This is a genomic window from Pseudomonas onubensis, from assembly GCF_965653655.1.
Classification (GTDB): Bacteria; Pseudomonadota; Gammaproteobacteria; order Pseudomonadales; family Pseudomonadaceae; genus Aquipseudomonas.
On the sequence record NZ_CBFHAZ010000088.1, the window covers coordinates 1 to 26835 of the forward strand.

Sequence of the window (26835 nt, forward strand, 5' to 3'; positions counted from 1 at the left end):
GCTTGCTCGCGAATGCGGTGGGTCAGTCAATTCATCTGTCACTGATACACCGCATTCGCGAGCAAGCCCGCTCCCACCTTGACCGAGTATGGCTGCGCAGGTGCTAACCCCCAACCGACCCCAATCGATCGGCAAGCTTCAGCGCCAACCCCGCACTTTCAAGGCGCGACACCTGATCCACCTCCGCCCCCAAAATAGTTTTTTCCACATAAAGCGAATGCACCTCGCTCACCCCGATAAACCCCAGCCACGCTTCCATATAGGGCTTCTGAAAGTCCATCGCCTGCGCGCCAGGTGCAGAAAAATCCATCCCCCGCGCATACACATTCACTGCGATCTTGTTATGCAAGAGCCCACGCAACCCATGCTCCGGGCTGAACTCAAACAGCACATCCTTCTGCGACACCAGGTCGATAAAGTGCTTGAGCTTGTAGGGAATCGCGAAATTCCACAGCGGCACCGAAAACACCAGCACATCGGCTTGATGCAGGTGAGCCGCCAGCGCTGTGAGTGTCGCCCAGGCCGCGCTTTGTTCTGCGCTTAACGGCGTACCGGCGATGCCCGCGTATTTGGCATCCATCACCGGCCCGTCGAACTCCGGCAAGTCCAGCGCCCATAAATCCAGGGTCACCACCTGGGTATCCGGGGCGTTCTGCTGGTAGCGGGTGATAAACTGGCGAGCGATTTCAAGGGAGGCGGAGCGTTGTTTACGCGGCGAACATTCGATATGCAGGAGCGTGGTCATGGCGTGGCCTCAGGGAAAGTTGACCTGGGCATTGCAACATAGCGCTCATTGAAATATAAATCGTATTTAAATCATCTATTGATCACCAAACAAAATATGTTCGATGCCTTGTTGCTCAAAACCTTCGTTGCAGTGGTCGATGAAGGCGGTTTCAGCCGTGCCGCAGAGCGCCTGCACCTGACCCAGTCGGCTGTCAGTGGGCATTTGCGCCGCCTGGAGGAGCAGGTGGGCAAACCCTTGCTCACCCGCACCACGCGCTCCCAGCAATTGACCCCGGATGGCGAACGGTTGATGGCCTATGCCCGTGGCATCCTCGCGCTGAGCCGGGACGCCTGGGCCGAGCTGACGCGTTCGGCGTTTGAAGGAAACCTGCGGGTAGGCGTGTCGGAAGAGTTCGCGGATGCGCGCTTGTTGCGTGAACTGCAAAACGTCGCGGCGCAATACCCTGGCATGCACATCAGCGTGCAGGTTGGCATTCCCGGTTCGTTGTTGAGTTTGATGAAGCAGGGTGAGCTGGATGTGGTGCTGGGCTCGTTGTGCGAATCCAGTGAACCAGGTTTGGCGCTGTGGCGTGAGCCGTTAGTGTGGGCCTGGTCCGGGCAGCCGCTGGTGGCCTTGCCGAACCCGTTGCCCCTGGCCTTGTTTCCCGAGCCCTGCCCCTACCGCGAGGCGGCGCTGACGCGTCTGGCCCAGGCGGGCATCGCCCAGCGCAGCGCCATGCAGTGCAGCAGCTATGCGGCGTTGCATGCCGCCGCGTTGGCCGGGTTCGCCATTGCGCCGATGGCGCAGAGCCAAGTCGGGCCAGGCTTGACGGTACTCGGCGCCGAACACGGTTTACCCGCGTTGCCCGATGCCGAATTCCGCCTGTTCAGCGCCCCGGAAGCGGACCCGCGCCTGGTTGAAATAATCACCCAGGTGGTGGTCCGCTACGGCGCGGTTCGTCGCCACTGAGGCTCAGCGCAACCAGTTGGTGCGCGCCAGTTCGATCACTTCGTCGCCACGCCCGCTCATCACCGCCTTGAGCATATACAGGCTGAAACCCTTGGCCTGTTCCAGCTTGATGGTCGGCGGCATCACCAGTTCCTGGGTGGCGGTGACCACGTCCACCAGCACCGGGCCGTCATGGGCCAGGGCGCGGCGCAAGGCCGGTTCCAGGTCTTCGGACTGCTCCACGCGTATGCCAAGAATGCCCATGGCGTTGGACATGGCGGCAAAATCCGGGTTTTTCAGCTCGGTGCCAGTGTCCAGGTAACCGGCAGCCTTCATCTCCATGGCCACAAACCCGAGTGACGAGTTATCAAACACGATGACTTTCACCGGCAGTTTCAACTGCGCCAGCGAGATGAAATCGCCCATCAACATGGCAAAGCCACCGTCGCCCGACATCGAGATCACCTGACGCCCAGGGAACGCCGCCTGCGCACCGATGGCCTGGGGCATGGCATTGGCCATCGAGCCATGGTTGAACGAGCCGATCAGGCGACGTTTGCCGTTCATCTTCAAATACCGCGCAGCCCACACGGTGGGCGAGCCGACGTCGGCGGTGAAAATCGCATCGTCATCCGCCAGCTCGCTGAGCAAGCGCGCCACGTACTGCGGGTGAATCGGCCGGTCGGCCTTCGACGGCTGCGCCAGGTCATCCAGGCCTTGGCGAGCTTTCTCGTAGTGTTTCAGCGACGTATCGAGGAAGCTGCGGTCGGTCTTGCGCGTCAGGCGTGGCAACAGTGCGTCGATGGTTTCGCTCACATCGGCAGCGATACCCAGGTCCAGCGTGGCGCGACGGCCCAGCGCCTGCGGGTTGCGATCGACCTGGATGATCTTGGCGTCGGTCGGGTAGAACTGGCGATACGGGAAGTCAGTGCCGAGCATAATCAGGGTGTCGCAGTTAAGCATTGCATGGTAACCGGAGCTGAAGCCGATCAGGCCGGTCATGCCCACATCAAACGGGTTGTCCCACTCCACATGCTCCTTGCCGCGCAAAGCGTGCACCACCGGCGCGCCCAAGGCATCGGCCAGTGCTACCACTTGATCGTGGGCACCGGCACAGCCGCTGCCGCACAGCAGGGTGACTTTCTCGCTGCTGTGCAGGATCTCGCTGAGGCGCTGCAGGTCTTGTTCTGCCGGCAAGGTGCGGGGCGCGTGCAGGGCTGGCCAGGGCTTGAGCTTGTCTTCCACTTCGAGCAGCGAGATATCGCCCGGGATCACCACCACCGCCACGCCGCGATTGAGAATCGCCGAACGCATGGCGCGGTGCAGCACCTGGGGCATCTGCGCCGGGTTGGTGACCAACTCGATAAAGTGGCTGCACTCTTTGAACAGTTCCTGCGGATGGGTTTCCTGAAAGTAGTTCAGGCCGATCTCGGAGGAGGGGATTTGCGCCGCGATAGCCAGCACCGGCACATGGTTGCGATGGCAGTCGAACAGGCCATTGATCAAATGCAAGTTGCCCGGCCCGCAGCTGCCGGCACACACCGTCAACTCGCCGGTGGCAGCGGCTTCGGCGCCCGCTGCGAAGGCGGCCACTTCTTCGTGGCGCACGTGCATCCACTCGATGCTGTCCATGGTGCGCAGGGCGTCGGTGAGGCCATTAAGGCTGTCGCCGGTCAGGCCCCAGATACGCTTGATGCCCGCCTGTTCAAGGGTGGTCGCCAACTGCTGGGCCAGGTTGATTTTCGCCATGAAGAACTCCAATCGTCAGTGAGGTTAAAGGCTGCTGATCAGTAGAGGACAGTTCGAACACGGCGGATGTTCACCCTTAAGTGTGAAGATTGCGTCATGGGGCCGACTAAACGCCGCCCATAAAAAAACCCTGGCAAGCCAGGGTTTTTCACAGCAGCAGGTTCAGCGGCGACGGAACAGCGGCAACGGTTCATCCGTTGCGGCCTGGTACGTGACCGAGAAGTCCTTGAGGCTTTCCAGCGCTTCATACGGGTCTTTGTCGGCGCGCAAGGCGAAGGCATCGAACCCGCAACGGCGCAGGTAGAACAGTTGGTCGCGCAGCACATCGCCAATCGCGCGCAGTTCGCCCTTGTAACCATAACGGTCACGCAGCAGGCGCGCGTTGGAGTAGTTGCGGCCGTCGGTGAAGGCCGGGAAGTTCAGGGCGATGACCTGGAAGTGCTGCACGTCGTCGCCGATCTCTTCGGCTTCCTCGTCGGCGTCCAGCCACACACCCAGGCCGCCGTCGCGGGCCTTGAGAGCGTGCCCGTGTTCGCGCCACAGGGCCAACGGCACGATCAGGTCGTCGCAGTTGGAGATGCCGTCGAAGCTCGCGTCCTTGGGCAGCAGGTGCCAGGTTTCGTCGAGGACTTCGTTGTTCTTAATGATTCGCTGCATAGACGCGCTCCTTGAACAGGTCGATGCCAATGCGCTGGTAGGTGTCGATGAAACGCTCATCTTCGGTGCGCTGTTCGATATACACGTCGATCAGCTTGCCGATCACCTCGGGCATGGCTTCCTGGGCGAAGGACGGGCCGAGGATCTTGCCCAGGCTCGCATCGCGGCTGGCACTGCCACCCAGGGACACTTGGTAGAATTCTTCGCCTTTCTTGTCCACGCCCAGGATGCCGATGTGGCCGACGTGGTGGTGACCACAGGCGTTCATGCAACCGGAGATGTTCAGGTCCAGTTCGCCGATGTCGAACAGGTAGTCCAGGTCGTCGAAACGGCGCTGGATCGATTCGGCAATCGGGATCGACTTGGCGTTGGCCAGGGAGCAGAAATCGCCGCCCGGGCAGCAGATGATGTCGGTCAGCAGGCCGATGTTCGGTGTGGCGAAACCGCCTTCGCGCAACTCGCCCCACAGGGTGAACAGTTGGCTCTGCTCGACGTCCGCGAGAATGATGTTCTGCTCGTGGGAGGTGCGCAGTTGGCCGTAGCTGTAGCGCTCGGCCAGATCGGCGACGGCGTCCAGCTGTTTGTCGGTGATATCGCCCGGTGCAACACCGGTAGGCTTGAGCGACAAGGTTACGGCCACATAGCCCGGCTTTTTGTGCGCCAGGGTGTTGCGCGTGCGCCAGCGGGCAAAGCCTGGGTGCTGCTGGTCGAGTGCGGCCAATTCGGCGTCCTGATTGCTCAGGGCCTTGTAGTCCGGGTCGACGAAGTGCTTGGCCACACGGTGTACTTCGGCTTCGGTCAGGGTGGTCTGGCCGCCGCGCAGGTGTTCCATCTCGGCGTCAACCTTCTGGGCAAACACCTCAGGGGTCAGCGCCTTGACCAGGATCTTGATCCGGGCCTTGTACTTGTTGTCACGACGGCCATAGCGGTTGTAGACCCGCAGGATCGCGTCGAGGTAGCTCAACAGGTCCTGCCACGGCAGGAACTCGTTGATGAACGCGCCCACCACTGGCGTACGGCCGAGGCCGCCACCCACCAGCACACGGAAACCCAACTCGCCGGCGGCGTTGTGCACTGGCTCAAGGCCAATATCGTGCACTTCGATGGCGGCGCGGTCCGAGGTCGAGCCATTGATGGCGATCTTGAACTTGCGCGGCAGGTAGGCGAATTCCGGGTGGAAGGTGGTCCACTGACGGACGATTTCACACCACGGGCGTGGGTCGATCAGCTCGTCAGCGGCAACGCCGGCGAATTGGTCGGTGGTCACGTTGCGCAGGCAGTTACCGCTGGTCTGAATCGCGTGCATCTGCACGGTCGCCAGCTCAGCCAGGATGTCCGGCACGTCTTCCAGCGCCGGCCAGTTGAACTGTACGTTCTGGCGGGTACTGATGTGGGCGTAGCCTTTGTCGAAGTCGCGGGCAATCCTGGCCATCATGCGCGTCTGGCGCGAGGTCAGTTGGCCATAAGGCACGGCAACCCGCAGCATCGGCGCAAAGCGCTGAACATAAAGGCCATTTTGCAGGCGCAGAGGGCGGAACTCTTCTTCGCTCAGTTCACCTGCTAGGTAGCGTCGGGTCTGATCACGGAACTGCTTGACGCGGTCCTCGATGATGCGCTGATCGTATTCGTCGTATACGTACATATAGGTCCTGTTCTCGGCAAATCTGCGCGCACGGCCGCGCACTCCCAACGGAGCCGGCGCACGATACCAGTTTGCGTTTATGCGCAAAAGTGATGTTTGAGTATATGTAAATAACCAAATTGACTAATGAGAACGGTTATCGCGATACCCACATTTGTCATGCGGGCAATCATCAACTTTACTGTGCTCGTGTCTTCGTGCAATCACCTATAAAACCGACAAGAGGCGATGCAATGAGCAATTCAACCAAAGCCCGTAAACCTGACAGTACCGTTGATGCCTGGGCCATTCTGTTCCTGATTATTCTGGTGGTTGGAACCGCCGTGTTCTGGGTTAGCCACCAATAAAGCAGGTTGATTGAGCCTCGATTGACTGTCGCATTGCCACTATGATGGCGATCAACATTCGAGGCTTAAATCACCATGTTGAAGGTTTTGATTGCGTGTGTGTGGTTATTGGGATTCGCGTATGGGGCAGGCGCCCATGCGACGTCGGTGGTATTTCTCAACCCAGGCACGTCCACGGAAACCTTCTGGGTCAGCTACGCGCAATTCATGCAGGCCGCCGCCAAGGACCTCGGCCTGGATTTGCGTGTGCGTTATTCCGAGCGCAACGCGGCTAACACCTTGGCCCAAGCCCGCGAGGCGCTGCAAGGCAGCGAACGGCCCGACTATCTGGTGTTGGTCAACGAGCAATATGTCGCCCCGCAGATCCTGCGCATGGCCCAGGGCAGTGGGGTCAAATTGCTGATGGTGAACAACGCGCTGACCGCCGATCAGGTGCAATTGCTCGATACGCATAAAGACGCGCGGTGGATCGCCAGCCTGGTGGCGGACGACGAGCAAGCCGGTTACCTGATGCTCACCGACCTGCTCCGTCAGCACGGCCCGATAGCCCCTGGCGATTCACTTGACCTGCTGGCGTTCTCCGGGGCCAAAAACACCCCGGCCGCCCAGTTGCGCGAACAGGGCCTGCGCCGCGCCCTGGCCGAGCACCCCGAAGTGCGCCTGCGCCAACTGGTCTACGGCCAATGGAGCCGTCGGCGCGCCTTTGAACAGGCCTCCCAGCTGTTCAAGCGCTACCCGCAGACCGCGCTGGTATGGTCGGCCAACGATGAGATGGCGCTGGGCGCCATGCAGGCCTTGCAAGACAGGGGGCATATGCCCGGCAAGGACGTATTGTTCAGCGCCGTCAACAGCTCGCCGGACATACTCAAGGCACGCCTGGATGGGCGCCTGAACACATTGGTTGCCGGGCATTTCACCTTGGGCGGGTGGGCAATGGTGCTGATCAGTGATGATGCCAGGGGCGTCGATATCGGCGCCTACGGCGGGCGCGACCGCCAGCAAGCCTTGTTCCAGCTGATTGATGCGGCCCAGGCCCAGCGTTTGCTGGCACCGCCGCCGCCGGTCGATTTCCGGGCGTTGTCGGCCGTGGGTAAGCCTGGGTCCTACCAGTATCCGTTCAGTCTGCAATTGCTGCTGCGTTAAACTTCGCCCGCTTGAGTATGTATGCACCACCGGCCAAGTGCTGAGTGGTGATGTGCTGTCACTCCCAATCACCGGAGTGACACCATGTCCGATTTACCCACTCAACCCACCTCCCACACGCCGCCAGAGGCGACGCTGAGTATTCACGGCGACTTTCTCGAGAAGGCCGTGCCCCAATGGCTGGTCGACGCGACACCTGAACGCAGGTCGGCGCTTAAAAACACCGTGCCGGTTGCGCCGCTTGCGTATAAAACAGGCGCGCCTGAACAGCGCCAGGCCGTCAGCGCGAGCTTTAAGGCCAGTACCATCGCCCAGGTCCGACTGGACGCCACCATGGCGACGTTCAAGGACGTCGATGCATTCGCCAGACCCTTATTGCTCAAAGCGTTGAAAGATCAGTACCAGGTAGAAGTCGATGTCGACAAGACCTTGCTGTGCCTGCGGCGACCTCTGTACATCAGTGCTGTAGAAGTTGAAATCGGTTCGTTCGAATTTCTCAAGCTGTCGATGCTGCAGGCGGCCTTGCATAACTTTGAAGCCTGGGAGTGCAAGTCGGGTGCTTACCACTCGACCTCGGGTTTTGTGCTGGAAACCACCACTGCCGGCACCTATGAGTCGACTGCCGTCAACCTGACAGTCAGCCAGTTCATGACCTTGTGCCGCAGCCTCGATATCGGGGCGCAGTATCAGACCTACCTGAACGCGTTTTTCGCGCCGGTCGACACACGCCCGGAACCGCCCCTTCGCCAACACTTTATCGCGGCTCAAAAAGCGGCCATGAAGGCCGCTGCCGATTACGCCGTGATGACCGGCGATATCGAACCTGCCGACCACGCCATGATTGTGTCGGTGGTCAACGGCAGCCTGTATCCCACCCTCGGCAACAAACGGGTGTGGCTCATGGACCTGAGCCTGATGAAAAAACGGCTGACAGGCTGCGTCTATTTTGCAATCGGCGACAGGTACAGCGACGAGTTGATTCTCTACGTCCCGCATGACCCGGCGCACCCGCTCAAGCGCTACACCAAACAACAGCTGCGCGACGCATTCAAGCGCCTGTTCACCGCCCGCGACGGCATGGCGGCCGATGACCCCGCGCCAACGGCTTATCAGCGTTTTTTCAGTCAGTTCGTACCCTACGATCAGCGCCCCTACTATTTCAGCCAGTTCACACAAAAATCCGCCGACTCACCCAGCGGGCCGTTGAGCTCGCCTTGGCGGACGGTCATCGAATACGTGTTCGGGGCATCAGGGGTTACACGTATCAAAGAACTACCGCCTGAAAAACCGGCGAAGATGGAGCCCGACAGCGACCCTTATCTTGCGCCCGGCAACCTGATGCCCTACCGCAGTACAGGCACTTTTTCCGGGCTGCTCGACCTGTTTCCTTTCCTCTACGAAAAACATCGCGACCAGGTCCTGGCCGACGCTCGCGCCCACGCGGTACCCACCGCCGACGTGGATGCCAAGGCGCGGGAGGCAAAACTTGCGCACCTGCTGGAAGTCGGCATGCTGGCGCTCAACCTCGTCTCAATGTTTGTGCCCGTATTGGGCGAGGTCATGTTGGCGGTAATGGCTGAGCAATTGCTGACCGAGACCCTCGAAGGGGCGATTGAGTGGGCCGAGGGCGACAAGCACGCGGCCAAGGCGCACCTGATCGATGTGGCGCAGAACCTGGCCCAGATCGCCGTGATGGCGGGGGTGGGAATGGCCGTGAGCAAGTTCAGGTCGGTCAAAGCCGAGCCGGTGCTCGAAAAACTGAGCCCGGTCACGCTGCCCAATGGTGAAACCCGCCTGTGGAAGCCGGACCTGGCGGGCTATGAAAGCTCCACCGTGCTGGACGCGCACGCCGTTGCCAATGCTCAAGGGCAATACACGCTCAATGGCAAGACCTACATGCGCATGGACGGTCAGGTCTACGAGCAGGTTTTTGATGCGTCGATCAAGCAATGGCGAATCAAGCATCCGACCCGGGCCGAGGTGTACCAGCCGCTTCTGCAAAGCAACGGCCGGGGCGCCTGGCGGCACACCCTTGAGCGGCCGGCGGAGTGGGATCGCCTGACCCTGTTACGGCGCATTGGCCATGAAACCGAGGCCTTTTCCGATACGCAGTTGCTCAAGGTGGCGGATGTCAGCGGCGTCAGCGACAACGCCTTGCGTAAAATGCACACCGACCTCGCGGCACCGCCGCCCGAGCTGCTGGATGCCATGCGACTGTTCACGGCCGACACCGACAGCGCGCAGGTGATAGAGCAGTTGCGCGGCAGCCGGCCGATCGACGACCGTTATCTGTTTGCATTGCCTCTGGTCACCGAAATGCCGCGTTGGCCAAAGACGCGGGCGCTTGAAGTGTTTGACGGGGCCGATTTTACCGGCAAACCGATGAAGTATGGTTCCGGGTATGTACCACGCGGTGGTGTTGCGAAAGCGTCCATCCAGGTGTCCCGCGCCGATGTGTTGGGTGGGCGGCTGCCGACGGCTATCCTTGCGGCATTGGATGAAACAGAAGTGACCCGTCTGTTGGGCGCCGAGGGTGCGCGCGTGCTCGACGCGAGGCCGCAAGAGTTTGGCAAGCAACTCGCCGATTATGCCCTGACCCGCGAACCCGCGATTTTCGACAGTCTTTACACCGGTACCGAGCCGGTGGATAAACAGGTGCGGCTGCTGCAACGCACCTGTCCCGGACTCAGCGAAGCCGCGGCCCGGGAAACCCTGGCCCACGCCTCTGCGGCCGACTTGAAGCGTCTGGAAGCAACGCGCCGCGTGCCGTTGAACCTGCTGGAAGAGGCGCGCTGGTATGCCCTCCAGGGTCGACAAACGCGGGCGTATGCGGGGTTGCGCAGCGAAACCATGGCCTCGGCGGACAGCCGCCGGCTGGCGTTGCATACCCTGGAAAAGCTACCGGGTTGGCCGGACACCCTGCGCCTGGAGGTTCGCGACGGCAGCGACAGCGGCCTGCTGCTGGACAGCGTCGGCAGTGCGACGGCACGCGACAAAAGATACCTGGTGAAAAAAGGCCCGCGCTTTCAGGCGTTCAATGAGCGTGGGGAGGCACTCAATAGCCTGCCCACAGAGGGGGATAATTTTTACGCCTCACTGCTGCATGCCATGCCCGATGATGCGCGTCAGGCACTGGGTGTACCGCAGGTCAGTCAGCGTGCGCAACTGCAAGCCAAAATCATCGCGTATGCAGACGCCCATCGTGGTCAGACGCAAGCCCTGCTGGAACCGCAGCGCAAGTGGTTCAAGCCGCCCGTGCGGGTCAACGACACCCTGGTGGGCTACTACGCCAGCGGGCGCGGCCAGAGCGCGAGCCTTGAGTCGCATGCGCAAGCCCTGTATGGCCTGAGCGATACGCAGGCCGCTGATTACATCAGGCAGCTGCAACTGCAGGGCAAGAACGACCGGGCCATATTCAACCATCTGCAAAACCGTCAACGCGACTACACGACGCTGGAGAGGGAACTCGACGAGTGGGTCGGGCCTCACAGCGGCACGGCTGCCGATGTGCGCACCTATCAATACAGGAGTCGTCTGGCCCAGCAGCTCAAGAACGCCTGGCGGATGGAACCGTTGGCAGGCAAGGTGAACAGCGCGGATTGCTTGTACATCAGCGCTGATGAACATCTGCCACCGTTGACGGTGGATTTCTCCCATGTGCGTGAGCTGACGGTGACGGGAACCCAAATGAACGATGTCGCGGTGGATACTTTCCTGGCGCGGTTTCCCAATGTGCAAACCCTGTCTATTGGCGACGCCGCCCCATTACCCGGGGCCATCATAGAAGGGGCGAGCGCGCTGACGACCTTGCCGGTGGCCGTGACCCGGCTGAGCAGCCTCAAAAGCCTGAGGTTCGGCACATCGGCAGGGCAACTGGAAGCGGATTTTTTCTCGCGGCTCAATACCCTTACCTCACTGGAGGCATTGCGTATCGAATATCGCGGATACTCCGGGACCGCACTCAACAGCCTGGACGTGGGTACGCTGACGCAGTTGAAACGACTGGAAATCAACGCACTTGCGCTGACGCAGTGGCCAGCCAATGTTGAAAACCTTGCGCACCTGGAACGCCTGGATTTGAGCCACACCTTGATCAATGAGATTCCGGCCACCCTGTACAGCGGGCATGAACAGCTGTGGGCGGGGTTGTCGATGGACTGGTCAAGGTTCTCCCCTGAAGCTTTCAAGCCTGCTTATGAGTACGTCAGAACCTACAAGGGCAAACTCGGGCACCTGGTTGAGTTGCACCAGATGGTCAACAGCTACGCCAAGGGGGAGCTGGAATTACTGGCCGTCAATTCAGGCTTGGCCAAGGCACTGCGTGAAAAAATCATTACGACCGTGCAAAGTCCCGAAGCGCGGTTTGCGGTTATTGAGGATCTGCGGGCTCGATACACTGACGTCTTCGCCGGGTTTTACGACGCGCCTGTCAGTACTGTGTTGCGATTCAGGCCGCGTAAAACAGCCTGGCGGACCGGATCGAATGCCAGCGTGCTGAATGCCCTTGAGGCCAATTGGTGGGGGGCGGTAGGGGAGTCTTATGGCCTGACGGGCCAGGCGTCGGTGTTCGAATTGCCGACGCAGGATATCCAATTGCCGACCCTGCCGTCGCAGGTGTACACGCTGGAACTGCCGCCGTTACCCGCGGCAAGTTTTGCCCATGTGCGCACGCTACGCATGCGTTGGCCGGGCGCATCCACCGAGCAGATGCAGGGCTTTATTCGCGCCTTCAGCGGTACGCAAACCCTTGAACTCAGCGGGCTTGGTTTGACCGAAATACCGATTGGCGCGGGCGATCTTCCTGCCTTGACCCAGCTCGACCTTTCCAGCAATGGGTTGGGCATGCCGGCCCTGCAGGCGCAACTCAACGATCTGGGCAGCCTGGAACGGCTGGATCTGAGCCATAACAGCAATCCACTTACGGGCGTGGACGTAAGCGCGTTGACGCAATTGAAGGCCCTGAACCTGCGCGGGGCAAAAGTGCAGGCCTGGCCCACCGGCGCTGAGCATCTCACGCAATTGGCCTGGCTGGACCTGCGCGACAATCAGTTGGTGAGCTTACCGCCGCAGGTGCTGAACAATGACGCAATACTGCTCAAAACCAACCTGGCGGGTAACCACTTCAGCGCCGCGGGTGAAGCCGCACTGGCGTCGTCGCGCCAGCGCATCGAAGATGCCCTGGGCTTGCCACGGGGCGCCCTGGCAGCGTTTGAGCGGCAAAGTGTGCCAGGCGTCTTTCCCCCGCAGCAAACCGGCTTGACCATGACCGATTTTCTATTGCCATTGCCCCGCGAGGTCGAAGTGAGCGCAGGGGCTGCGGGGTTTGTCGGCCGCTTGCAGCAGTTGACCCCGCGGGTGACCGATGAAAAGGCCCTGCAATGGTTCGGGCAGTTGCGTCAACGTGGCATGAGCGACCCGCAAATAGACACCCTGTTGACCACCTGGCACCAGGAATACCAGGCCCTGACGCGCCAGCTTAACGGTTGGCTGTATACCCGCGAGTTAACCGGCCCCGACATCAGTTGGGTGGCTGACGAACGCCAGCTTGTGGCACTCCATATCGTCGAGTGCTGGCAGACCGGGGTGTCCGCCGAAGCCGGTTATGAAATGAGCCTGCACGGCCTGCAAGCCGCCGACCTGCCGACATTGACGGTGCAGTTCAGCAACGTTCACACGCTGAATTTAACCGGCGTGAAGTGCTCGGTGGCGGGCGCCGAGGGCTTCCTCGACAGTTTCCCCGCACTGCGCAAATTGAACCTGAGTGGCAATGAACTGACGGTGGTTCCCGAGGCCGTCGGGCGCATGGCCGAGCTTGAAGAACTGGTACTGGACAGCAACGACATCAGCGAACCCGAGTCGCTGTATCGCCTGCTCAAAGGCGAGCATCTGCGCCGGTTGAACCTGTGCAGAAACCATCTGAGTGAGTTCAGTACCGAAGACTTCGGGCGGCTGGAGACCCTGGACCTGAGTTACAACCGCCTTACGGAGTGGCCCGACGGCGTGTTGGAAGCTGCGCACCTGCGCACGCTGAACCTGTGTGGCAATGACCTCACGGAGTTCCCCGAAGAATTGCTCGACGGCAGCCACCACCAGTTGGTGTTGGGGACGGATATTTCCGAAAACGAGTCGCTTTCGCTCGAGAGCTTTGAACGCCTCAGGGCGTATGGCGATGGGGCGGTGATGGGCTGGAGTCGTAGCCAGATCGACATGTGGATTCAGGGGTTTGAGGACGATGCCCACGGCAGTGGCGATGAGGAGGACGGCTATGAGTCCCTGGAATCCATTCCTGAGCCACAGGAGGATGAGGGGGAGGCCGTGCTCTCTTCCTGGCTGGCGCACTCGCCTGAGGCATTGAAGGTTTCCCGACGGCAGGCATGGCAGCAACTGGCCCAGGAACCGGGGCACGAACGGTTCTTCCATTTGCTTGAACGATTGCGCGATACCAAAGAGTACGAGCTCAGCGTTGCTGATCTGACCCGACGGGTCTGGGGGGTGATCGAGGCGGCCGCCGCCAGTGCGCAGATGCGCGAGCCGTTGTTCGTTGCCGCCGAAACACATGGCACCTGCATCGACGGGCGTACGCTCACGTTCAGCGCCATGGAGGTGCTGGTGTTCGAGGCCAACGTACTGCGCGACATCCCGGTGGGCAACCTGAAGCTCAAAGGCCGGCGTTTGTTGGACCTGTCCCGGCAATTGTTCCGCCTGGATGAGGTGGATACCCTGGCCGAGCGCAATGCGGCAGGGCTAGACCGGGCCGAGGTGCGCCTGGAGTATCGGATCGGCCTGACCCGCGGCTGGCCCGACGGGCTCGAACTGCCGGGGCAACCTACGCATATGGCATTCGGTCGACCGCTCAGCGGGCAGGTGCTGACGGCCGCCCGTGCCCAGGTGCTGGAGGCGCAAGCGTCCGAACGGTTTTATGAAAGCCTGGTGGCCCGTGATTATTGGCTCAACTACCTCCAGGAACGCTATCCCGATGAGTTCCAGGCGCTTGAGAGCGACGCTGCCCAACGCCATGAGGCGCTCGAGGACGAGTATGCCGATAGAGTGCCAGGCAGCGACAGCGAGCAGCGCTATAACGCGGCCCTGACCCAGTTGGAAGTCGATCGCGGCAGCGCGAGGGCACAGTTGCTGCTGCGGTTGTCCCGCCAGCAGGTGTCGGAGTATGCAACGGGTGCCGAGGCGGTGCCGTCCGGTGGGCCACAGCCGGGTCCGTCGACACGGCAGCAGTGAGCCAGGCAGGGAGGCGGGCGTGCCTGCCTCCTGTGTGTCGAGGCCGTCAAACCCCGGCCAGGTAAAGCACCAGCTTGACGATGGCAAACAAGGTCAAGGCAAACCCCGCAGTAAACAGCAGGCCCAGGATCACAAAGTGACTGGGCTTGCCGTGGGTGAAGTCGCGGGCGCGGTTCTTGCCGCTCTGCACGCCAAAGGCCGCTGCCATCACACTGTGCAGCATCTGCCAGAAGGTCGGTGGTTTGTTGTCGGTTGGATCATCCATAAGCCCCTCGCGAGTCGAGTCATCCTGCAAAGCATAGTCAATGCTCGGCCAATCCTCCTGCAAAGGGCTTACCGCCACTTACACTTCCAAGCCAAGAAACAGTTTGCGGTCCAGTGGCGACTCCAGCAGCGCCTTATCCAGGTTAACCACCGCACGGTTACTGGCCCTGGCCTGTTCAATCAGCTCTCTGCGGGTGAAGAGGCGCTCGGCCTTGGTTTTCAGGTGGCCGAAAGCCGGTGCCGAGGCGGGGGTGTCGAGGCTGGGGTAATGAAAATGTGCGTACCACACATCAGCTTCCTCCGGCCTTGTTCCAGGTTTGATCCGGCTTTTATCACGGATGGCGTATTCGGTGAGATAGTCACCGGCACGCAATGGCACGCGTTTTTTCACCAGATTGATATCGACAAAACCGTGGGTCCATAAAAAGTCGACTTTCGTCGCGGTGGGGCGCTGCAGCTTGTATCCCTCGGCGCACACCTCATGTGCCCGCTGCGTGATCGCTTGCGCCTCGGCCGCATAGCTGTTCCTCATCTCAATGGCGCTCACATCAGTGGCGTTTTTCAGTTCGTCTGCCAGCGCTTGAAGTTTCGCCCCATGCTGACTCAGCATCACATTCCAGTCATAGGGTTCGACCTCCTCAAGCTGGCTGGGCTCTCTGAGTTTGCGCTGCTGATAGCGAATACTTGCATCAATGCCGGCCTGCTCGGCTCTTATGGCTTGCGCATGGGCCTTGATGGTCTTCAAGGAACGAACGGCGGGTGTGATCGCTTTTTTCGGCGCAACGGTGGGTTCGACGATTTTCCACACGTCCTCACCAGGATGTTCGTGGTAGGTGGCGACGACTGTACCGGTGAGGGTGTCGGTGATGTCGACGTAATTACCCGGCTTGTCGGGCTCGCTTGCGCGCAAATCGCCCACCAGGGTTTTGTTCGCTGTGGTTTTGATCACCCTGCGGTTCGCAGGTTTTGTGCGTTTGGTTCTGTCGGGCGCAGGGCGCGGGACGATTTTTTCTTCAACCAGGATCAACTCGGCCAACTGCGCTTCAAGGCTCGTGCGGGCTTCGCTGAGTTGCGCCAGGAAGGGCGCGCGATATTCCTCTCGCACGAGCCTGGAGCCCATGTCGGTCAGCACGTTGACCGCATTTTCCATGTGTTCGTACTTTTGCAGCGCAGCCCTGAGTACGCGGATTTGCTCGGAGGTGGAGTAGCCGGTGGTAGTGCGCATTTCTGTGTGGGCGTTGATGTCGGCATAGATTTGGCGATCGGCAAGCAACTCGAGAAACGGACGTTCCTGGGGTTTATCGGCGTCGAGTGCGCGATTCAACAGCAGTTCAACGAGAGATAACAACCTGTTTTGTTTTACGACGACCGAGGAGATGAGGTGACTGTCCGGCAATTCCTTCGCGATCTTTTCGCGCAGTGCCGCAGTGGCTTGCTGCATGAGCGCTTCGCACTCCTGGGCAACCTCCAGTAACGGCTTGAGCCCCTCGAGCCGTTGTCTCGCGCTGCTCATGAACTCCTCGTAGGCATCGGTGATATTGTCGGGCAGCTCCTTGTCGATACGTACCAACAGCTCGGAAAGTTTTTCGCCGCGCTGGGTCAGCAGGGTGTTTCTGAGTGTTTGATTAAGATTCGAGTAAATCCCAAACTGCTGTTTGTACATATTTTCGAGCGCGTGATCCCGCGCTTTTTTGTATTGCGGCTCTGTCCGGTCCAGCGCCATCAGTTCAGTCGCCATGGCGAGGGATTTTTGCTGCTCTGCAATAAACGTCCTTGCGTTGGTGTTGTAACGGTCGACGGCAATGTTCCACTGGGTCTTGGCCTGTGCGGCCGAACGCTGCCGTTGTTCATGGCGTTCAGCGATTTTGGGGCGCAGAGCGGCAAGCAAGTCGGGGTTATTGAGCCTTTCCCAATCTTCTCTGAGGGCAATCATCCGGTCGGTCAGTTGATTGCGGGCAACTCCCACTGCCTGGTTGAACTGATGCGCCTGGGCCACGCTGTGCTGCATCTCCAGTGAGTGAGCCTGCAGCTGTGTCTTGAGCTCCTCTACGCGTTGTCGCTTGCGATCAGCCAATTGCGCCAGTCTTTGCCTGGGCATGCCGCCCTCCAGCCTGACGTGACGGTCCAGGCGCCAATGCCCTTGGCCATCGCTGATCAGTCGGTAGCCAGGGCGCTGCGGGTGCTGCGGATGCACCAGGTAGACCTCACCGAACCCTGGCACGATGCTCACCTGGAACAGCAACCCGCCAACGCTGGCATGCCAGGTCCCATCGACGCGATAAAGCCCCTTGAGCGCACCGCCCGGCTGCGGCGCAGGTAGCGGTTCCGGCCAGGGCACGTGCACTTCTACCAGGGCCTTGAGCAACTTTGCACTGGCCTGGGAAGTGGCAACCGAGTGGCCGAAGTCCAGGGCGGTATGGCCGGTGGCCGGGGGTTCTCCGGGCAGTGCGACCGAGCCCTGCACCACCTTCGCCGCCGTTGTCGGGCGGGGCAGGCCGGCCGGGCGGCGCCAGGCTTGCAGGTGCAACGCGTGATCCAGCGCGGTGGGCTCCGCCAGCGGCTGTGCGCTGGGGGAGGCGGAGTGCAGCAGCACCATCGCCGTGTTAAGCAACAGGTCGATCAGCGCCAGCTCGCGGGTGGTCGGGTCATCGCTGTCCAGGCCCGCCAAGTCCTGCTCCAGGCTGGCGACCAGCACCATGAACCAACCCACCAGCATGGCCGGGCCCTGTACCAGCGGCAGCAGCAGGGTATTGAAGAGCAGCCAGGCACCCTTCATCACAATGGCCCAGCGGCTTTCGCTGTTGGACACCGACTCGCGGTCCGCCAGGTCCACCAGGGCCCGTGCCGTGCTGCCGAACAAATGATTGAGCAGTTGACCGTTGACCTGCGATTGCAGCCACTCCCCGGCGCCATCATCCACCGCCAGGGTGGCGGGCTCGGGTTTTTCCGGGACGCTGAATTCATCTCCGGGCAGGAAACGCACGAGGTGCGGTTCCTTGATGCCACCGTGGTCATAGATCGGACGGGCCTTGTCGGTCAGCCAGGTCAACACGCTGTCTTGCAGGTCACCGGGAGTGGCCAGGGCATCAAGCAGGGCTTGGCGTGTGGGGTATTCATGCAGTGAGTCGGCATACAGCGGCTGATAAAGCAGGTGCGGTCCGACACTGATATCACGCGGCTCGATGATAAACGCGTTGTTGACTTCATCGGGCGTGGCACCGGCCTTGCGACACAGGGCCAGCGGCCGCAGGACGATTTCTTGGCCGTCGACGAATCGGTCCAGCGGCGTTTCACCCATCAACGCTTTTACACAGTGATAGCCTGCAATGCTGACGCCGTGCTGTCGGCGGATTTTATACTCGAGCGCCTGCATGGGCAGCTTGACCTTCAGCTCGCGGCTGAACAACGCTTCGCGCCGCCGTGCATCGGCCGTGTCGGACAGCAACGTGTCCTTGATTTTCTGCGGATAGGCGCTGCCGATGTCGACACGCTGGATCAGCCCGGAGGCACCAAGCAAGTAGGTTTCATCGAGCCAGGCCGGCAAGGCCTGGGAGCCTTTGGCGAGGATTTTCAGCGTGCCGCTGGGCTTGCCGGCCAGGTTTTTTACGGCTAACTCCGTCAGCGACATGCGTACATGCCCGACAATACCGGCGCCCCCCGGATAGCCTGCGGTCACCGTGAAGTCCAGCAGCACCTCGTCGGGGTCGCAGTCGCCATGATCGGCTTGCATCTGTTTGCGTAATGCGGCGCGGCTGAAGCGGTGGATGTCTTCAATGCCTTGGTTGAACGACCGGCCCTGATTTTGCCGCAGCACCTGTGCCATGTCTTGCAGGTGGCGGTGGTACGCAAAGCGGTCAGCGCGATCGGCCTGGCTGAGCCAGGCAGGCAGTTGCTTGCTGACTTTCTGCAGGTGTGCCGTGGAAGGGCTCGGCACTTGGGTAAACAGAACCGCCGGGTCGGTGAGGGTTTCCAGGCGACGCCCCAGCGCTATCTCGGTTTGCCCTTGCAAAGACAGCGACGCGAGGTCTTGCAGGTGTTGATTGAGGACCAGGCCGGCTTGTTGCTCGAATACATTGCCATCCGGTTCGTTGCGTCTCCACGTCATGCTGTCGAACGCAAAGCGCTCCTGCATCCGTTTTGCCCAGGCTTCACCGAAGGCATCCAGGGAGTCAAAGGCCTCGATCTCGCCGGCCACAGCGTACAGCAGCACGTGCTTGTCGCGTACCAGCAGCAGGTCCGCTGACAACAGAAGCGCTTTCTGCCCGGCGCGGGTGAAGGTGTTTTCAAGCAAATAGACATACGTGGCGGGCGAGGAGCGGGGCAGGCGCTCACCCAGTACCGGCCAGGCGGCGACAACCGCCAGCATGTCACGTTGGGTGTCATTGAGGGTGGATGGGCGCGCGGCTGCTGCGCTCATCCGGCCGTTGAGGTATTCCCCCAACCATTGCCAACGACTGATGCCGTGTTGATCGGCTTCGCTCCAGTAGTCAGTCAGCTCATGTTGAAAATGCAGGTAGAGCGATTCTGGCAGTTCATCGATCAGCGTGGCGATGACCTGCATGTCGATCAGCGCCGGCGCCTCAGGCTTGAGGATCCTGGGGATTTGTTGCGTCAGGTAGTACGGCAGTTCGCGTTGTGGGTGCAGGTCCAGCAACTGCGGGTTCAGCGCATGCGCGATGGCGACTTCGATCAAGGGGCGATAGGTGTAGTGGCCATCGGGATGCGGGATGGCCAGCTTGACCTCGCGCAGGTTCATCCTCAGGGACGGGTAGTGTTCCAGAATGCGTGTGCGCAAGGCATTGAACACCACGGAGTACAAGGCCGGGCGCGTGGCGAAACGCTCATGAACAGCCTGAGCGGCCAATTGGCTGAAGGCTGTGGTGCTTGGAGGCACGGAGGCGGGCATGACGAAATTCTTTTGCTGTTTGAGACCCAGGGTTCTGGGTCCGGCTCGACGAGCCGGTCAGGCATAGCAAATCGAATTTCGTCATGACACAGACGGTAGCGGGGTACCGCGCGTACCTGAAGCTGAGGGCGGCAAGCCCGTTTTCGCATTGGCTCCGGATCAGCCCCAAGCCTTGATTGGCTCAGGGGCTGCGCAGCCTGTCAGTTGTCATAGCCCAGGTTCGGCGCCAGCCAGCGCTCGGTCACGCTCAGGTCCTGGCCTTTGCGCGCGGTGTAGCTGGCGACTTGGTCCTTGTCGACCTTGCCCACGGCAAAATACTGCGCCTGCGGGTGAGCGAAGTACCAGCCGCTGACTGCGGCCGCCGGGAACATCGCGTAGTGCTCGGTGAGAAACACACCGCTGCGCCCGGCGTGCATTTCCCGCGCCTCGGGGTCCAGCAGTTGGAACAGCTGGGCTTTCTCGGTATGGTCCGGGCATGCCGGGTAGCCGGGGGCAGGGCGGATGCCGCTGTATTGCTCTTTGATCAGGGCCTCGTTGTCCAGCTGTTCGTCCTGGGCGTAGCCCCAGTGTTCCTTACGCACTTGCTGGTGCAACCATTCGGCGCAGGCTTCGGCCAGGCGGTCGGCGAGGGCCTTGACCATGATCGAGTTGTAGTCGTCGCCAGCGTCCTGATAGGCCTTGGCGACTTCTTCGGCGCCGATGCCGGCGGTGGTGATAAAGCCACCGATGTAGTCGGTCACGCCGCTGTCTTTAGGCGCGACGAAATCGGCCAGGGAGAAGTTCGGCTTGCCGTCGGTCTTGATGATCTGCTGGCGCAGGTGGTGCAGCTTGGCAATCGGCTGACCGTCGTCGCCATACACCTCCAAGTCATCATCCTGCACCTGGTTGCTCGGCCAGAAGCCGAACACGGCACGGGCGCTGATGAGGTTTTCGTCGATCAGTTTGTTGAGCATTTCCTGGGCATCGGCGTACAGCGCAGTGGCGGCTTCACCGACCACTTCGTCTTCAAGGATGCGCGGGAACTTGCCGGCCAGGTCCCAGGAGATAAAGAACGGCGTCCAGTCGATGTATTCGGCCAGCACCTTGAGGTCGATATTGTCCAACACCCTGGCGCCGGTAAAGGTCGGCTTGACCGGTGTGTAGCTGCTCCAGTCGAACTGCGGCTTCTTGGCGATGGCGGCCGGGTAGCTCAGGCGCTCGGTGCGCGCACTGCGGTTGGCGGTGCGCTCACGCACGTCGATGTATTCCAGGCGGGTTTTTTCGACAAAACCGGCCTTCAGCTCCTTGGACAGCAACTGCGTGGCCACACCCACGGCACGCGAAGCGTCGGTGACGTAGATCACCGCGTCGTTGCTGTACTTGGGCTCGATTTTCACTGCCGTGTGCGCCTTGGAAGTGGTGGCGCCGCCGATCATCAAGGGCAGGTGGAAGTCCTGGCGCTGCATCTCACGGGCCACATGCACCATTTCATCCAGCGACGGCGTAATCAGGCCGGACAGGCCGATAATGTCGCACTTCTGTTCCTTGGCCACCTGCAGGATCTTCTCCGCCGGCACCATCACGCCCAGGTCAACAATGTCATAGCCGTTGCATCCGAGCACCACGCCGACAATGTTCTTGCCGATGTCATGCACGTCGCCTTTTACCGTGGCCATCAGGATCTTGCCTTTGGCTTCGGGTTTGTCGCCTTTTTCCAGCTCGATAAACGGAATCAAATGCGCCACCGCCTGCTTCATCACGCGGGCGGACTTCACCACCTGGGGCAGGAACATTTTGCCGGCGCCGAACAGGTCGCCGACGATGTTCATGCCGGACATCAGCGGGCCTTCGATCACTTCGATCGGGCGCGCGAACGACTGGCGCGATTCTTCGGTGTCTTCGACGATGTGCGTGGTAATGCCTTTGACCAGCGCGTGCTCCAGACGCTTGTTGACGTCCCAGCCGCGCCATTCCTCGGTCTCGGCTTCTTTGACACTGCCGTCGCCCTTGTACTTGTCGGCAATCGCCAGCAGGGCGTCGGTGCCTTCCGGTGTGCGGTTGAGCACCACGTCTTCCACCGCGTCGCGCAGCTCGGCCGGGATCTGGTCGTAGATCTCCAACTGGCCGGCATTGACGATGCCCATGGTCAGGCCGTTGCGGATCGCATACAGCAGGAACACCGAGTGAATCGCCTCACGTACCGGGTTGTTGCCGCGGAACGAGAATGACACGTTGGACACGCCGCCGGAGGTCAGCGCATACGGCAGCTCGTCGCGGATATAAGCACAGGCGTTGATGAAGTCGACGGCATAGTTGTTGTGTTCTTCGATGCCGGTGGCGACCGCGAAGATGTTCGGGTCGAAAATGATGTCTTCCGGCGGGAAGCCAACTTCATTCACCAGAATGTCGTAGGAGCGTTTGCAGATCTCTTTTTTACGCGCTTCGGTGTCGGCCTGGCCGGCTTCGTCGAAGGCCATCACCACCACCGCCGCGCCGTAACGCTTGCACAGCTTGGCGTGGTGGATGAACTGTTCGACGCCTTCCTTCATGCTGATCGAGTTGACGATGCCCTTGCCCTGAATGCACTTGAGGCCGGCTTCGATCACATCCCACTTGGAGGAGTCGATCATGATCGGCACACGGGAGATGTCCGGCTCGCCGGCAATCAGGTTGAGGAAGGTCACCATGGCCTTCTTCGAATCGAGCATGCCCTCGTCCATGTTGATGTCGATCACCTGCGCGCCGGCTTCCACCTGCTGCAGGGCGACTTCCAGGGCTTCGGTGTAGTTGTCTTCACGGATCAGCCGGGCGAACTTGGCGGAGCCGGTGATGTTGGTACGCTCGCCGACGTTGACGAACAACGAGCTGCGGTCGATGGTGAACGGCTCCAGGCCCGACAGGCGGCAGGCCTTGGGAATGTCCGGAATCTGGCGCGGCGCATAACCGGCCACGGCCTTGGCGATGGCCTCAATGTGGCCCGGCGTGGTGCCGCAGCAACCGCCGACGATGTTGAGGAAACCGCTCTGGGCGAACTCTTCGATGACCTTGGCGGTTTCCGATGGCAGTTCGTCGTATTCGCCGAATTCGTTGGGCAGACCGGCGTTCGGGTGCGCCGACACATGGGTGTTGGCCTTGTTCGACAGCTCTTCCAGGTACGGGCGCAGTTCGCTGGCGCCCAAGGCGCAGTTGAGGCCGACCGAAATCGGCTTGGCGTGCGCCACCGAGTTCCAGAACGCTTCGGTGGTCTGGCCCGACAGGGTACGGCCGGAGGCGTCGGTGATGGTGCCGGAGATCATGATCGGCAGTTCGACGTTCAATGCTTCAAACACGCCTTGCACGGCGAAGATTGCGGCCTTGGCGTTGAGCGTGTCGAAGATGGTCTCGATCAGGATCAGGTCGGCGCCGCCTTCGATCAGGCCTTTGGTAGCCTCGGTGTAGTTTTCCACCAGCTCATCGAAGGTCACGTTGCGGTAGCCGGGGTTGTTCACATCCGGCGACAGCGAGCAGGTGCGGCTGGTCGGGCCAAGCACGCCGGCAACAAAACGCGGCTTGGCCGGGTTCTCGGCTGTTTTGGCGTCGGCGATTTTGCGCGCCAGGCGTGCGCCTTCTACGTTCAGTTCATACGCCAGTTCTTCCATGCCGTAGTCGGCCATGGAAATACGCGTGGCGTTGAAGGTGTTGGTTTCCAGAATGTCGGCGCCGGCATCCAGGTAAGCCTTTTCGATACCGCCGATCACGTCCGGGCGGGTGAGTACCAGCAGGTCGTTGTTGCCCTTGACGTCACTCGGCCAGTCGGCGAAGCGTTTGCCGCGATAATCCTGCTCTTCGAGCTTGTAGCTCTGGATCATCGTGCCCATACCGCCGTCGAGGATCAGGATACGGTCCTTGAGGGCTTGATGAAGGGCTTGCAGACGAACGCTACGGTCGGACATGGGGCTACTCTGGTCAGGCATTTCGGAGGGCGTGAATCATAGCAAACCTGTGCCGATTTAGAGCATGTACCGGTTTTGCATGAATATCGTTCATGTTGGTGGAGGTCTTGGCCCGGTAGACTTGCCGGCACTTATAGCGCACGCATTGAATCGGGACCGGATACATGTCACTTCGTTTACTCACCAGCGCCGTCCTGGCACTGGTCGCCTGCGTTGCACAGGCCAACGGACCCGCCCCGGCGATTTCCTATACCCGCGACATTCAGCCGATCTTCACTGAAAAATGCGTGGCCTGCCATGCCTGCTACGACTCTGCGTGCCAGTTGAACCTGGGCAGCGCCGAGGGCGCTGCCCGTGGGGCGAGCAAAACCCCGGTGTATGACGGCGAGCGTAGCCAGGCCACGCCGACCACGCGTTTGTTCTATGACGCCTTCGGCAAGCAGGCCTGGCAGCAAAAAGGCTTCTATTCGGTGCTCGACGCCCAAGGCAGCCAGGCGGCATTGATGGCGCGCATGCTGGAACTGGGGCATAACGCGCCGCTGCAACCGAATGCCAAGCTGCCCGACGAGATCGTGTTGGGCCTCAACCGCCAGAACATGTGCGCCATGCCCGGTGAGTTCAATGCCTACGCCGGCAGCCATCCCAAGGAAGGCATGCCGCTGGCGGTCACCGGTTTGACTGACCAGCAATACCAGACCCTGCAACGCTGGCTGGCCTCAGGCGCGCCGATTGATGCACAAGGCCTGGCGCCGAGTGCCAGGGAGGCCCTGCAAGTGCAGCAGTGGGAAAACCTGTTCAACCAGCCCGGCGCCCGCGAGAGCCTGGTGGCGCGCTGGCTGTATGAGCATTTGTTCCTGGCACACATTTACTTCGAAAACGGCGAACCGGGGCATTTCTTCCAGTGGGTGCGTTCGCGCACGCCGAGCGGGCAGCCTATCGACCTGATCGCCACTCGCCAGCCCAACGATGACCCCGGCACCCAGGTGTATTACCGCCTGTGGCCGGTGCAGGGTGTGATCGTGCATAAAACCCATATTACTTATCCGTTCAGCGCAGCGAAAATGGCGCGGATCAAAGACCTGTTCTATTCCGGCGACTGGCAGGTGAGCGCCTTGCCGGGCTATGGCCCTGGTCGCCGCGCCAACCCGTTCGAAACTTTCGAAGCCATCCCGGCCAAGGCGCGCTATCAGTTCATGTTGGATAACGCCGAATACTTCGTGCGCACCTTTATTCGCGGGCCGGTGTGCCGTGGGCAGATCGCCACGGACGTGATCCGCGACAACTTCTGGACCCTGTTCCAGGACCCGGACCATGACCTGTACATCACCGATGCACGTTATCGCGGCCAGGCCACGCCGTTGCTGGCGATGCCGGGGCAAAATGATGACGTGGGCAGCGTGCTGGGCCTGTGGCTGGCGTATCGCGACAAGCGCAACCAGTATGAAGCCTTGCGCCGAGACAGCTATGCGGACGTGCCGCCACCGAGCTGGTCAACGTTGTGGGCAGGGAATGACAATGCCTTGCTGACGATTTTCCGGCATTTCGACAGTGCTTCGGTGACCAAGGGCCTGATCGGCGAAGTGCCGCAGACGATGTGGCTCTTTGACTATCCACTGCTGGAGCGCACCTATTACCAGTTAGCGGTGAATTTCGATGTGTTCGGCAATGTGTCGCACCAGGCGCAGACGCGCTTGTATTTCGACTTGATCCGTAATGGTGCTGAGCAGAATTTCCTGCGTTTGATGCCGGCTGATACCCGCGATGACTTTATGGATGATTGGTATCAGAACAGCGGCAAGCTCAAGTTGTGGCTGGACTACGAGGCGATTGACGACGACAAGCCAAGCGGCTTGCATCTGGATGAAAAAGACCCGAAACGTGATTTTGCCAACCAGTTGTTGACGCGTTATGGCGATTTGAATGCCAGCCCGGACCCGATCAACCGTTGCACGGGTGCTTATTGCTCGCGCGATGGGATTGATCCGGCGTTGCAGGATGCCGATCAGGCGTTGAGCCGGCTGACGTCACGCCCGGCGGCGGGGCTCAAGGTGATTGACCAGTTGCCTGAGGCGACCATGCTGCGTATCGAGACCGCCAGCGGCAAGCGCGTGGTTTACAGCATGCTGCGTAACCGGGCGCACAGTAATGTGGCGTTCCTGCTGGGCGAGGCTTATCGCTATCAGCCTGGTTTGGATACCGTGACTATTTATCCGGGAGTGCTTAGCAGCTATCCGAATTTCATCTTCAATATCCCGGCGCAGGAAGTGCCTGAGTTTGTGGCGGCGATGGAGAGTGCCAAGGATGCAAAGCGGTTTGAGAAGGTGGTTGATCGGTGGGGGGTGCGGCGTAGTCATCCGTTGTTCTGGCAGTATTTCCATGATTTGTCGCAGTACATTCGTGAGACTGCGCCGGTGGAAGAGGGTGTGCTGGATATGAATCGGTACGAAAATCTCTGATGAGGTGGTTTGGTCTTTTCCGACAAAATTACTCGGACTTTGTACCTGCGTAATATTTTGGCGTAAACTGCCGGCAAGCCTGTGAGGAGTTTCCATGACTGCCATAACCATTACCGACGCCGCCCACGATTACCTGGCTGACCTGCTGTCCAAGCAGAACACCCCAGGCATCGGCATCCGCGTCTTTATCACCCAGCCTGGCACCCAGTACGCCGAGACTTGCATTGCCTACTGCAAGCCTGGGGAAGAGAAACCTGAAGACACCGCCCTGGGGCTCAAAAGCTTCACCGCGTACATCGATAACTTCAGCGAAGCCTTCCTCGATGATGCCGTGGTCGACTACGCCACCGATCGCATGGGCGGCCAGTTGACCATCAAGGCGCCCAACGCCAAGGTGCCGAACGTCAACGCCGACAGCCCAGTCAACGAGCGCATCAACTATTACCTGCAAACCGAGATCAACCCGGGGCTGGCCAGCCACGGCGGTCAGGTCAGCTTGATCGATGTGGTCGAGGACGGTATTGCCGTACTCAAGTTCGGCGGCGGCTGCCAAGGCTGCGGCCAGGCGGACGTGACCTTGCGTGAAGGCATTGAGCGCACCTTGCTCGAGCGTATCCCGGAGCTCAAGGGCGTGCGTGACGTGACCGACCATACGCAGAAAGAAAATGCCTACTACTGAGTAAGGTGTTCACTGCGAAGAAAAAAACGGCGCCCCGTGAGCGCCGTTTTTTTATGTGCGCCAGGCATGGCGCGTTGCGCGAAGCGCAACCAGCTTGGCTGTGGTGGCCTCGCTGGTGACTTGGAGGTGAAAGTCCTCTACACACCCGGCAAGGGGAAGTGTTAGCCAGAGGC

At 60.6% G+C, this 26835-nt stretch carries 12 protein-coding genes; 5 read left to right on the forward strand and 7 right to left on the reverse strand.

Features of this window, described 5'->3' with window-relative positions:
• Nucleotides 1-103: 103 nt before the first annotated feature.
• Entirely contained in the window at nt 104-745 is a 642-nt protein-coding gene (locus ACTD9P_RS22880) for an FMN-dependent NADH-azoreductase (protein WP_438869470.1), read from the reverse strand.
• Between the two features lie 96 nt (nt 746-841).
• Between ACTD9P_RS22880 and ACTD9P_RS22885 the strand changes: the two genes are divergently transcribed.
• On the forward strand, nt 842-1696 hold the full coding sequence (locus ACTD9P_RS22885) for a LysR family transcriptional regulator (RefSeq protein WP_438869471.1): 855 nt from the start codon (nt 842-844) through the stop codon (nt 1694-1696).
• A gap of 3 nt (nt 1697-1699) precedes the next feature.
• On the opposite strand, the gene poxB is transcribed toward ACTD9P_RS22885, so the two are convergent.
• From poxB to ACTD9P_RS22900, 3 genes are all read right to left on the reverse strand, one after another.
• A complete protein-coding gene (gene poxB / locus ACTD9P_RS22890; RefSeq protein ID WP_099489457.1) occupies nt 1700-3424 on the reverse strand; it encodes a ubiquinone-dependent pyruvate dehydrogenase in 1725 nt (574 codons plus the stop codon).
• Between the two features lie 162 nt (nt 3425-3586).
• Nucleotides 3587-4081 carry a DUF934 domain-containing protein gene (locus tag ACTD9P_RS22895; RefSeq protein WP_017136920.1) on the reverse strand — a complete coding sequence of 165 codons (495 nt, stop codon included), beginning with the start codon at nt 4079-4081 and terminating at the stop codon, nt 3587-3589.
• The gene (locus ACTD9P_RS22900; RefSeq protein WP_438869472.1) at nt 4065-5723 is read right to left on the reverse strand and encodes a nitrite/sulfite reductase; all 1659 of its coding nucleotides are present in this window, start codon (nt 5721-5723) and stop codon (nt 4065-4067) included. The genes ACTD9P_RS22895 and ACTD9P_RS22900 overlap by 17 nt, the downstream gene beginning before the upstream one ends.
• Before the next feature lie 422 nt (nt 5724-6145).
• On the opposite strand from ACTD9P_RS22900, the gene ACTD9P_RS22905 reads away from it, so the two are divergent.
• Together ACTD9P_RS22905 and ACTD9P_RS22910 are read left to right on the forward strand one after the other, a co-directional pair.
• Nucleotides 6146-7213: an ABC transporter substrate-binding protein gene (locus ACTD9P_RS22905; RefSeq protein WP_438869473.1), complete on the forward strand. Its 1068-nt coding sequence runs from the start codon at nt 6146-6148 to the stop codon at nt 7211-7213.
• An 84-nt stretch (nt 7214-7297) separates the two neighbouring features.
• The gene (locus tag ACTD9P_RS22910; RefSeq protein WP_438869474.1) at nt 7298-14446 is read left to right on the forward strand and encodes an NEL-type E3 ubiquitin ligase domain-containing protein; all 7149 of its coding nucleotides are present in this window, start codon (nt 7298-7300) and stop codon (nt 14444-14446) included.
• 46 nt (nt 14447-14492) lie between these two features.
• Here ACTD9P_RS22910 and ACTD9P_RS22915 read toward each other — a convergent pair whose 3' ends face one another.
• From ACTD9P_RS22915 to metH, 3 genes are all read right to left on the reverse strand, one after another.
• The gene (locus ACTD9P_RS22915; protein WP_438869475.1) at nt 14493-14711 is read right to left on the reverse strand and encodes a DUF2970 domain-containing protein; all 219 of its coding nucleotides are present in this window, start codon (nt 14709-14711) and stop codon (nt 14493-14495) included.
• Nucleotides 14712-14789: 78 nt separating this feature from the next.
• The gene (locus tag ACTD9P_RS22920) at nt 14790-19616 is read right to left on the reverse strand and encodes a dermonecrotic toxin domain-containing protein (protein ID WP_438869476.1); all 4827 of its coding nucleotides are present in this window, start codon (nt 19614-19616) and stop codon (nt 14790-14792) included.
• Nucleotides 19617-19816: 200 nt separating this feature from the next.
• Nucleotides 19817-23527: a methionine synthase gene (gene metH / locus ACTD9P_RS22925; RefSeq protein WP_438869477.1), complete on the reverse strand. Its 3711-nt coding sequence runs from the start codon at nt 23525-23527 to the stop codon at nt 19817-19819.
• A gap of 164 nt (nt 23528-23691) precedes the next feature.
• Here metH and ACTD9P_RS22930 point away from each other — a divergent pair, with 164 nt between their 5' ends.
• Entirely contained in the window at nt 23692-25983 is a 2292-nt protein-coding gene (locus ACTD9P_RS22930; RefSeq protein WP_438869478.1) for a fatty acid cis/trans isomerase, read from the forward strand.
• A gap of 94 nt (nt 25984-26077) precedes the next feature.
• Complete coding sequence (gene nfuA, locus ACTD9P_RS22935; protein ID WP_017136914.1) at nt 26078-26662, forward strand: Fe-S biogenesis protein NfuA; 585 nt, start codon at nt 26078-26080, stop codon at nt 26660-26662.
• Nucleotides 26663-26835: the final 173 nt, after the last annotated feature.